This is a genomic window from Allobosea sp. P1_A7, assembly GCF_056406775.1.
Map to the genome: position 1 here is coordinate 1 of NZ_JBFTZN010000349.1, position 9,554 is coordinate 9,554.

Below are 9,554 nucleotides of genomic sequence, written 5' to 3' on the forward strand. Positions count from 1 at the left end.
GACGAGATGCGGCGATGCGAGCGGGCGACCGGTCAGGCGCGGCCAGAGTTCATAGGCAATCGCGAAATACATGATCACGATCGCCCCGCCATAGATCAGGTGGAAATGCCCGGTGACCCATTGGGTGTTGTGGATCGTCAGGTTGAGCGCATAGCTCATGTTGATCAGGCCGCTGGCCCCGCCCAGGCCCAGCATGACCAGCGAAAGCACGGAAGCCAGCACCAGTGGGCGGTCCCATGGCAGAACGGCGATCCAGCCGAAAAGGCCGCGGCCGCCCCGCAGGCGGCCCGCGATTTCTAGCGAGGCGCAAATGGTGAAAATCGTGAGCAGTGTGGGGACCGCCACCATTCCCGTGAACACGGCATGGAGAAACTTGAAGCCGGCACCGATCTGCGGATCGGCGAAGAGATGATGAAGGCCGATCGGCATCGCGAAGATCAGCAGTTGCAGGAAGGCGATCCGGCCCATCTTGTCGCTGTAGAGCCGGCCGCCGGCGGCCTGCGGCAGCAGCACGTAGAAGGCGATATAGGTGGGGATCAGCCAGAAGTAGACGATGGCATGCAAGGTCCAGGAGAACAGCAGACGCGCAAGGGCGGGGTCGATCGTGTCCGTCCAGCCGAAGGCATTGGGCAGGATCAGAAAGACGATCTCCGCCCCGACTCCCAATGACGTCCAGGCCCAGAGCAATGCGCCGGCCGTGGTGGCAAACATCGCCAGCGGAACCGGGAGATCCGGATAATCACGCTTCCAGCGCCTGAAATGCGAGATCATCAGGCCGACCCAGATCCATGAACCGATCACCGCAATCAGGATGCCCAGGTAGTAATATGCACTGCCCAGCAGCGGTGGATAGAAGGTGTAGAGAACAGTCGCCTTGCCGGCCGCCACGGTTGCGATCGCCAGCACGCCCCCGGCGATCACCAGTCCGAGAGACGCCCAGGCAAGCCGCGCCCCGTGCATCGGCCGGCCGAGCGACACCGCGCAGACCGCATAGCCAAAGCCCATCGCGACGAGCGTCGGGAAGACATAGGCGAGCGAGGTGCCGTGCGCCGTGACCGCCCGGTAGTAGAGTTCCGGGTCTATCCACCGATGCAGCGGGCTACGCACCAGCATCTGCCAGGCGCCGAGCGGAATCATGACGGCGAAGACCGCAAAGGCGGTCCAGAAATGGGCGAGCACGAGGCGGTTGCTACCCTGCACAGGACGCTCGCAATCTGCCGCCATAGGATCGGGCGAATTCGAGGCGATCGACGACCTTCACCAACCCGGGCACCACCATGCTGTTCACATTCGTGCCGGCGATCAGGAAGCCATGCACCACGTCGGGGCTGGTGACGCGGAAAACCACCCTGGTCTCGGTGGGAACGACGATGCAGGCCGGCACGAACGAATATTGCTCGGCGACGACGCGCACGACCACCGATTGATCCGCCACGACCTCGGTGCCCAGATTGGTCTCGACAAACTCCCCGGCGAGATGGAGGCGATCCGCATCGATCGTTTCGACATTCGACGGGGGTTGCACGGCCCAGTGCACGCCGTTGAACGTGATCACCGCAAGCACGAGGACCATGACCCCGGTGACGACCCAGGCCCATCTTCGTTCGGATTCGCCTGTCAGATCAGTCAACAGCGCCTCGCGGGAGATAGATGAACAGGAGGAAGGCGAACCAGATGACGAGGATGGCGGCCACCGCCAGGCCGGCAACGGCCATGGCGCCGCTCACGCCTTCTGCGGCGACCCTTCGGATTTCGTCGGGGCTGCCCACGATGGCGACGTTTTCACGCCGAAAAGCGGAGGAGACGTAGTCCTCTCCTTCGTGATCCTGTGCTTCCACGGTGCTCATCCCGCTATCTCGCTTTCGCCAGGCGCATAGCCGCCAGAACTTTGGCCGCTCTGAACGGCACCGATCGCAAGCGCACGCCGGTCGCGTCGAAGACCGCATTCGCTATGGCCGAGGGCACGACGGAAGTAGTCGGCTCGCCCGCTCCCCATGGCGCTTCGTTTGGCCGGTCGATCAGGTCGATCATGACCTGAGGGACGTTCGGAAAGGTCAGGATGGGGTAGCTACCCCAGTTGAGGCTCGTGACCGCACTGCGGCTGAAGGTGAGTTGCTCGACCAGCGTCCGGCTGATCGTCTGGACGACGTTGCCTTCGATCTGATTGCGCAGCCCGTCAGGGTTGATGATCTGGCCGCAGTCGTGAACGACGAAGACGCGATCGACCTTGATCCGGCCGTCCGACCAATCGACCGTCACATCGGCGACGATCCCGACATAGGTCCGGACCAGCTCGTATTTGGCGTAGGACACGCCCCGCCCCCGCACCAGCATGCCGCCATCGCGCGGCCGCGAGCCGCGCGGCTCCCACTGCGCGAGGTTCCGCAGGCTCTCGAGCAGCTCGAGCCCGCGCGGGTCCTTGAGATTCCGGGTGCGGATATCGAACGGATCGACAGCCGTTGCGGCCGCAATCTCGTCGAGAAAGCTCTCATTGCCAAACGTGTTCTGCAGGCGTGCAGGCGCGCGAATCCATGCCGCCGGGAGCGGCGTGTCGGCGAGCCAATGCGCGGTCAGCTTGCTGTTGGCCAAGGCATAGGGGATGCCGAGGCCCGGATTATACACCCCGGCTCCCGACCCGAATTTCGGCAGTTTCGCGAGAGTGGCCGCCAGGAGCGTCGCACCCGAGCGCTGCATCGGTCGTTCGCTGAGGAAGATGTCGGATTGCCAGCTGGCAATTCGGCCCTGATCATCAAGACTGGCGCGGTAATCGAGCAGGACCGGCGGCCCCTTCGGATCCCAGCCATGTTCGTCGCTTCGCATCCATTGCAACCGGACCGGCCGGCCGAGCAGCTTTGCAAGCAACGCGGCTTCGGACGAGCAATCATCGGCTCCGTTGCGGCCATAGCATCCTGCGCCTTCGACAAAGATGCAGCGCACGCGCTCCTGCGACAGTCCCAGCATGGTGGCGAGTTGCGACCGCAGCAGGTGGCTCGCCTGTGACGGTGTCCAGACAGTGAGAACACCATCCTTGAAATCGGCCACCGCGCAGGACGGGCCGATCGAGCCATGCGTATTGAGGGCCAGGTCGTAGGTCGCTTCGATTATTCTGCCGCTCGCCCTCTCGTCGCCGGTCGTATCGCCGGTGTTCTGTAGGACCTCATTGCGGACGACTTTCGAGCTGCGAACATATTCGAACAGCCTGGCCTCGTCGGGCAGGCCTGCCCAGGCCGACCAGGTCGCGACGATCGCGGTCGATGCCCGGATGGCCGCCCATTCATTGCCGGCGACTACGGCCAGAAAGTCGCCCTTGCGGACCGTCCGCACATAGCCCGTGATCTTGCGGCAGGCGGCGTCGTTCCAGGCTTCGAGCTTGGCGCCGAGCGCCGCTGGATGAACCATCCGCGCGTGCAGCATGCCAGGCAACGTGAAATCCTGGATGAAGGTGAACCTGCCAAGGACTTTCGCGGGAATATCAAGGCGAGGCACGGGCGTGCCGACGATCGTGTAATCTTTCGGGTCCTTCAGCGCCGCGGCGGGATCGACCTTGATCGTCAGCCGACGTTCGCCGACCAGTTGGGCATATGACAGGCCCTGGCCGCCTTGCCGGGGCGTGATCACGCCGTCGCGCACCTCGAGCATGTCCTTGGCGACCTTGAGGCGAATTGCAGCCTGATCGAGCAATGCGGCGCGTGCGGTGGCCGCAGCACGGCGAATCTGCATGCCACCGTCCTGAATGGTCAGGCTGGCATAGGTGGGCCCCTGGTTGGGCGTGAGTTCGGTATCACCCTGGATCATCGTTACCCGGCCCATCGGGATGGACAGCTCCTCGGCCGCAATCTGGGCGATGGCGGTAAGCGCACCGGTGCCGAGCTCGACCTTCCCGGATTTGATCGTGACGAGCCCGTCGGCACCGATCGCGATGAACCCGCCGACTTCGTCTGCCGCGCCGCCGTTCGCCGCGGGTGGGGCTTGCGCCCATGACGGTGATCGCAGGGCTTCGAACGTTACGACGAGCGCTCCGCCATAGGTCAAGACTGCACGACGAGAGAGTGGCGCCCCGGAGATCTGCCCCCCCGCCCTCATGACATCTGCTCGGCGGCGCGCATCACGGCGCGCAGTATCCGGACATGTGTGCCGCATTTGCAGAGGTTACTCGCCAGTGCCAGTCGGGCCTGTTCCTCCGTCGGCCGCTTCGTGGTCGAAAGAAACGCGGCCGCCTGCATGATCATGCCGTTGATGCAGTAGCCACATTGGGCAGCCTGTTCGTCGATGAAGGCCTGCTGCACCGGATGCGGCTTTTCCGCCGTCCCCAGGCCTTCCAGGGTCACGATCTCGGCCCCGGCGACCGCCGAGACCGGCATGAGGCAGCTACGCAACGCTTCCCCGTAATAGTGCACGGTGCAAGCTCCGCACTGACCGAGCCCGCAGCCGTAGTGCAAGCCATGCAGGCCAAGCTGCTCGCGCAACGCGTAGAGCAACGGCATATTGGGATCGTCAATACTTAGGACACGTGCCTCGCCATTGACGGATAGCTTGATCGTGTCGGCCAAGGTGATTCTCCGCACATAGCTTTCCGTGTCGTCGTCAGAGCCCTCGTCTCATCATCGCCAGGCCGTTCGCCATCCATGACCGACGCGCAGCCACACCTGCTCCGCCGTGTCGCCGTCGTCCGGATTGCTCCAGCCGGCGATCATCAGGACAGGCGCGATTGCGGTCGCCGGCGCCGGAGAAGGTTGCGGCAAGGACAAGGCGATGGCGGGTGTGACGGCAGCCAGGCCTGCGCCCGCTACGAACCTGCGACGGTCGATCATCATGCGACGGCTCCATCGGTTTCGGCAGCACCGTGTCGTGCCAGCGACGACAGTCGGAACGCGGCCGTGGGGGCCCAGCGTCGACGCGCCGACGCGGCGATCGCGGCGGCGGCCTCGGTTTCGCCAGCGCCAATGGCGGTCTCATGAGCCTGCTCGAAGGCGCGTAGCGTCGGTCGGTTCTCGAGATTGATCCGCGACAGTTCGAAGGCTCTCCGAGCATCGCCACCGCTGCCGGCGTAGAACTCGGCGCCATGATCGGCAAAGGCCAGCAGATGCCTGGCGAGGAGCGCTTCGAAGCCTGAGCGTGCGGCGTCCAGATACGCGTCGGCCTCGCTGCGCCTCTCGTCGGAGACGGCCAGCGTATCGGCTAGGCGCCAGAGCACTTCGGGGTCGCCGCTTGCAATGGCGGGAACAAGAGTGGCTTCAGCTTCCCTCGTCCGGCCGTCACCGGCCTGKATTTCGGCCAGATGCACGCGGGCCTTCACATAGCAGGGCAAGCAGGCGACGGCCTTTCGGTACCAGCGCTCGGCGCGGGCCAAATCGGGTTCCGGCACGAGTTCGCCCCAGAGCACGCCGAGCTGGAAGCAGGCCCAGGCCACGGGGAATGGCGACACCTCGCGGTAGTCGCGGAGCGCCTGCCGGTAGATTTGGTCGGCGCCGGCAAAGTCCCCGAGATCGGCCAGCAGGGCGCCGAGCGCCACCTGATCCGGCAAGAGCCCGGATTGCTCCGCGATACGGCGCCGCTTCTCCAGCACCGCGTCCAGCGCGGTGCCGCAGGCCTGATCGATCGTCAGCAGTAGATTTTCCGCCGCTGAAGCCTCGCCGAGGCTCGCTTGCGCCACATGTCCCCGCGCCTCGGCAAAACGGTGCAGGGCTGACGCGACCTGGGCCCGGATCAATGCGGTCCGTGGCGACGAGGGGTCGAGCCGCGCCAGCAGATCGGCCAGCGTTTCCATGCGGTCGAATGCGGACAAGTCGCCCAGGAGTTGCGCCGTCAGTTGCTCATGTTCGAGTACGGTTTCGGAGACGCCCGTTCGTTGCGGATCCTGATCGAAACGCGTCCAGGAACGCAGGCGCGCGCTATTGAGATTAATCGCGGCGATCTCGCCGTCCGTGGTCTGAAAGACCACGTTGTCGGACTCTGCTTGCGCAATCATACCCCTGTCCTCAAAAGCGCGACTTGAGGCTATCGAGCCCGGTCTTGAACAGCGTCGACACGATCGTCTTGACGATAATCGTGCCTTGGCCGTTCGGAACGAATTGTGCGCGCCACTCGACGGTGCTGCCTGAGCCACTCGGCTTGACCGAGAGCATTCCCGTGTAATTCGCCACCGGCAGCCCTGCGATATTTGTATAGCGGTAGAATCTGGCCGTGCTGTCGCTTGCGTCGAGACGTTCGATGATCTGCTTGCCTTCCGTCGTCTGGATCGTGCGCAATTGGCCAACACCCGTGCCCGTCAGCACGATCTGGGCGACCAGCGGGTGCCAGGTGCCGCCGAATGGTCCGATCAAGTCCCAGATCCGGTCGGGTGGAGCACTGAGCTCGACGGTTTCCATGATGGTCTGCAAGTCGGTGTTGGGTGTGGCGAAGTAGGGGAAATTCCTGGTGCCGGGCTTCGTTGCCTTGGTCGTACCGCCCTGGAGGTGGGTGCGGTCGCGATTCACCAGCCAGGTCAGAAGCACATCGATGACATCGGCATCGACGGTGCGTCCGCCGCCGGTCTGATAGGGTTTTCCGTTCAGCGTGCTTCTTTCGATTTCGAAATGGCTCGTATCGGTGATCGGCTTCGCCACGTCGAACAGCATGAAGTACGCCGGCCAGCCCACCATTGTTGAGCCGGACATTGGTCTGTTCGGGACGGCCGACCCAATCGAGGCGTGGCGGTTCGTGCCCAACAAGAGCGCCGGCATGCGGCAACGGCACCGTCTCGGCGATCACTCCAAAAAGAGACCCCCTGTCGGGATCGAGCACACGTTGCGTATCAAATTCGATAGCGATGCAGAGCACGTTGTCGTTGTACAGGAGGTTCTCGAACTTCCTCATGCCATCGCCCCCGAGCAGCCACGCGAGGATGAATGGATCAGACCGCACCCCCGCATAGACCCTGAAGACGCCATCGGGCGTGGACGCACCGCGCTCGTCGTTGACGACGAAACGAAGCGTCTGACCATCAGGCAGGGTGCAGGTGCCACGCTGGATCGGAGGCTGTCCGGCCGCGCCATGTTCCAGCGCGTCGAACCGACAGGAGAACCGGATTTCCGGGTCGCTCGTCTCGAATTTCGTTGCCTCGCCAACCCCGGCTACCTTCGCGCGACGAACCACGATTGCGAAGCCGACAGCATTGGAGAAGATCGCGTCCGCACCACAGGTCGGAAAGGCATTGGCGGCCAGCACCGTACGAGCCGGGTTTTCGGGGCTCGTGAACGCGAACAGGTCAGTGAGATCGGCCGAGGGGTCGCCGATCTGCCTCGGCCCATCGATATGATCGGACATCGCCCGGCTCCCGTTTACGCTGTCAAAACCTCGCGACCGCCCGGCCTGATGCCGGACGATTCCCCACGCGCCCCGAAGGTCACGGCCTCGGGGGAAGGCTGGCTTGCGCTGGGCCTCCGAACGGCGTCACGCGGCCGGGCTCCTCCGGAATGGATTTCAGGTACTCGACAAGCGCCCAGCGCTCCTGTTCCGCCAGCAAGGGGCCGATGATGCCGTTTCCGCGCGGCCCGTTCTGGAACGAGTGACCAGCGTTCGAATTCCCCAACAGTGACGTATCCACGAGGAAGGTCCCGGACGTCGCGGTGGTATCGAGGCCCACCTTGACGGGATCGAAGTCGCCGCCGAGGTAGAATTTCTTGGTGCGTTCTGCCGCCGGTATCAGCATCTCGTAGAGGTTGGGCACCGACCCGTTGTGCAGGAATGGCGGTGTAGCCCAGACCCCGTCCCGCGGAGCAGCCTTGTAGACATGTTCCGCCGGGCGTGGCGTAGGAAGCTCGCGATAACCGCGCAGGTCCAATAGCTGGGCTTCGGTGAGCTTGAGCTTTGCAATCGCCAGGCCGCGCACCTCGTCACCAATCAGTGCGTTCAACAGCATCGGCGGCAAGAACGGTTGGCCGCGGAATTCGGGGGGCAGGAATTTGCTCAATTCGCCGGTAAACGCCAGTGGCTTCGGCGCCTCGATCTGGGCCCTGTCGGTGCCTACATATGTCTGTGGAGTCAGTCCAACGAGGACGAATTGCTTCCCGTGTTTGTTCGGTTCGGTCCAGCGATAAGGCCAGGCATTATGGCAGCTCGCGCAAAGCTCCACGAACAAGCCCTTGCCCACCTTCGCTTTGTCACGGTCGATCCTGCCGAACACCTCTTCCGGCCAACTTGGCGGCGCCAGTCGTTCCAGTTGCTTCTCGACCCGCCCAAGATCGAGGATGGCTGCGTTGGACTGAAACAGTCCTTCGGCGGGAGATTTGGAGCTCAGGTCAACCGGCAGGTAGACGCCCAGCGTTTCTCCAAAATTGCGACCGATCGGATTCTGGGCGAACGCGCCCCACTGTGTCCATAATCCCTGCGGAGCGTTCCATAGGAACGGCGGTTTGACCGGTGCAATTGCCATCGCCCAGTTCTCGGGGATTCCCGGTAGTGTCGCGGTCGTGCGATTGATGATCAGCGAGAGCGCGTCCWTGCGGCCGGGACCCCATGGGTGCGAAGTGCGGGACGTTCGGGTGGCATACTGATTCACCCGCTCCGCTTCGCTCTCAACCCGTTTGCGCAGCTTGTCCTTCCCGTCAGGGGCAGTGGCTCCGAGCCGCCCCGCCAAACGGTCGAATTTCGCCGCATCGGTCAAAGTCGCCTGCACCGCATCGTTCAGGCTCTGAATCATCCTCTGTATATCGAACGCGGTCGCGATGCCGCCATCAATGCGAATGGCCTTGTCCTTGTAGTTCAGCTGCCCCTGATGGCAGGCGGCGCAGGTCAGACCAGCATAATCACCAGCCGGCCAACCCTTTACGGTTTCAGAAACAGCGGTCTTGGTGACGCCGATCGGCAAGCCATCCCWGTTATTGGCGCTCGCGGATTGGGGGGTAAGTCCGTGGGCCTTGTTGTTCGCGTCGGATCGAAACAAATCCTGGCTGTTGGCGACTTCCAGGTTCAGATAAAGATCGTACGTAATAATCGCGGAACCCTGCGAGAAATTATAATACCACTCGCGATCTTCCTGCGACCAAGCTTGGTTGAGATAAACGACGGACGGGCTCGTCGCAGGCGGAGCAGCCTGCTGTGCGCTTGCCGATACTGCCAGACATGATCCAACGGCGAGCAGCGACGCGTAGTTTGCCTTTTTCATGCGAGCGCTCCTGAGGACTGGCTTGAGTGATCCGGCTGGGTGCCACCGCGCCTCGATGAGCGTCACACCGTGCCGGTCAGAAAGGCGATCCCGGTGCACGCGATGGCGGCGCCTGCGGCGCAGACGGGGACCGAGCCCCAGTTCCAGCGCGTCAGCAGGCCCATCCCGATGCCAGCGAGATGAAGCAGGCCTGTCGCGACAACGAAGCCGACGAAGAACGTTACCGCCTCCGCGGCGTCCGGCACCTCACGACCATGCGCATAGCCATGGAAGACGGCGAACGCCCCGACGAGACCGGCGGCGATCCAGAGCGGCGCGCGCACGGCGAAGGCGACCATCAGGCCAAGCACAAGCGCAGATGCTGCTATTCCGCTTTCGAAACCAGGCAGAGGAAGGCCAAGGACAGCGA

At 63.6% G+C, this 9,554-nt stretch carries 10 protein-coding genes and 1 pseudogene; all 11 read right to left on the reverse strand.

Features of this window, described 5'->3' with window-relative positions; all coding sequences use genetic code 11:
* The coding region (locus AC1D34_RS33680; RefSeq protein ID WP_476826582.1) for a cbb3-type cytochrome c oxidase subunit I at positions 1–1,200 on the reverse strand (1,200 nt) is incomplete at its 3' end.
* On the reverse strand, positions 1,190–1,630 hold the full coding sequence (locus AC1D34_RS33685; protein WP_476826583.1) for a cupredoxin domain-containing protein: 441 nt from the start codon (positions 1,628–1,630) through the stop codon (positions 1,190–1,192). The genes AC1D34_RS33685 and AC1D34_RS33680, both read right to left, overlap by 11 nt.
* Positions 1,623–1,847, reverse strand: coding sequence for a hypothetical protein (locus tag AC1D34_RS33690; protein WP_476768649.1), 225 nt, complete (start codon positions 1,845–1,847; stop codon positions 1,623–1,625). Before AC1D34_RS33690 ends, AC1D34_RS33685 begins: the two co-directional genes overlap by 8 nt.
* Before the next feature lie 4 nt (positions 1,848–1,851).
* Complete coding sequence (locus AC1D34_RS33695; RefSeq protein ID WP_476826584.1) at positions 1,852–4,083, reverse strand: xanthine dehydrogenase family protein molybdopterin-binding subunit; 2,232 nt, start codon at positions 4,081–4,083, stop codon at positions 1,852–1,854.
* On the reverse strand, positions 4,080–4,550 hold the full coding sequence (locus AC1D34_RS33700; RefSeq protein WP_441493121.1) for a (2Fe-2S)-binding protein: 471 nt from the start codon (positions 4,548–4,550) through the stop codon (positions 4,080–4,082). Before AC1D34_RS33700 ends, AC1D34_RS33695 begins: the two co-directional genes overlap by 4 nt.
* Before the next feature lie 51 nt (positions 4,551–4,601).
* Entirely contained in the window at positions 4,602–4,814 is a 213-nt protein-coding gene (locus AC1D34_RS33705; RefSeq protein WP_476768651.1) for a twin-arginine translocation signal domain-containing protein, read from the reverse strand.
* A complete protein-coding gene (locus AC1D34_RS33710) occupies positions 4,811–5,968 on the reverse strand; it encodes a hypothetical protein (RefSeq protein WP_476768652.1) in 1,158 nt (385 codons plus the stop codon). Before AC1D34_RS33710 ends, AC1D34_RS33705 begins: the two co-directional genes overlap by 4 nt.
* A 10-nt stretch (positions 5,969–5,978) precedes the next feature.
* The gene (locus AC1D34_RS33715) at positions 5,979–6,656 is read right to left on the reverse strand and encodes an SRPBCC family protein (protein ID WP_476826585.1); all 678 of its coding nucleotides are present in this window, start codon (positions 6,654–6,656) and stop codon (positions 5,979–5,981) included.
* A 391-nt stretch (positions 6,657–7,047) separates the two neighbouring features.
* Positions 7,048–7,305: pseudogene (locus AC1D34_RS33720) on the reverse strand (DUF4331 family protein); the annotation flags it as partial.
* A 79-nt stretch (positions 7,306–7,384) separates the two neighbouring features.
* On the reverse strand, positions 7,385–9,145 hold the full coding sequence (locus tag AC1D34_RS33725) for a di-heme-cytochrome C peroxidase (protein WP_476826586.1): 1,761 nt from the start codon (positions 9,143–9,145) through the stop codon (positions 7,385–7,387).
* 62 nt (positions 9,146–9,207) lie between these two features.
* Positions 9,208–9,554 (reverse strand): HupE/UreJ family protein (locus AC1D34_RS33730; protein ID WP_476826587.1); only part of this gene is annotated, 347 nt, incomplete at its 5' end.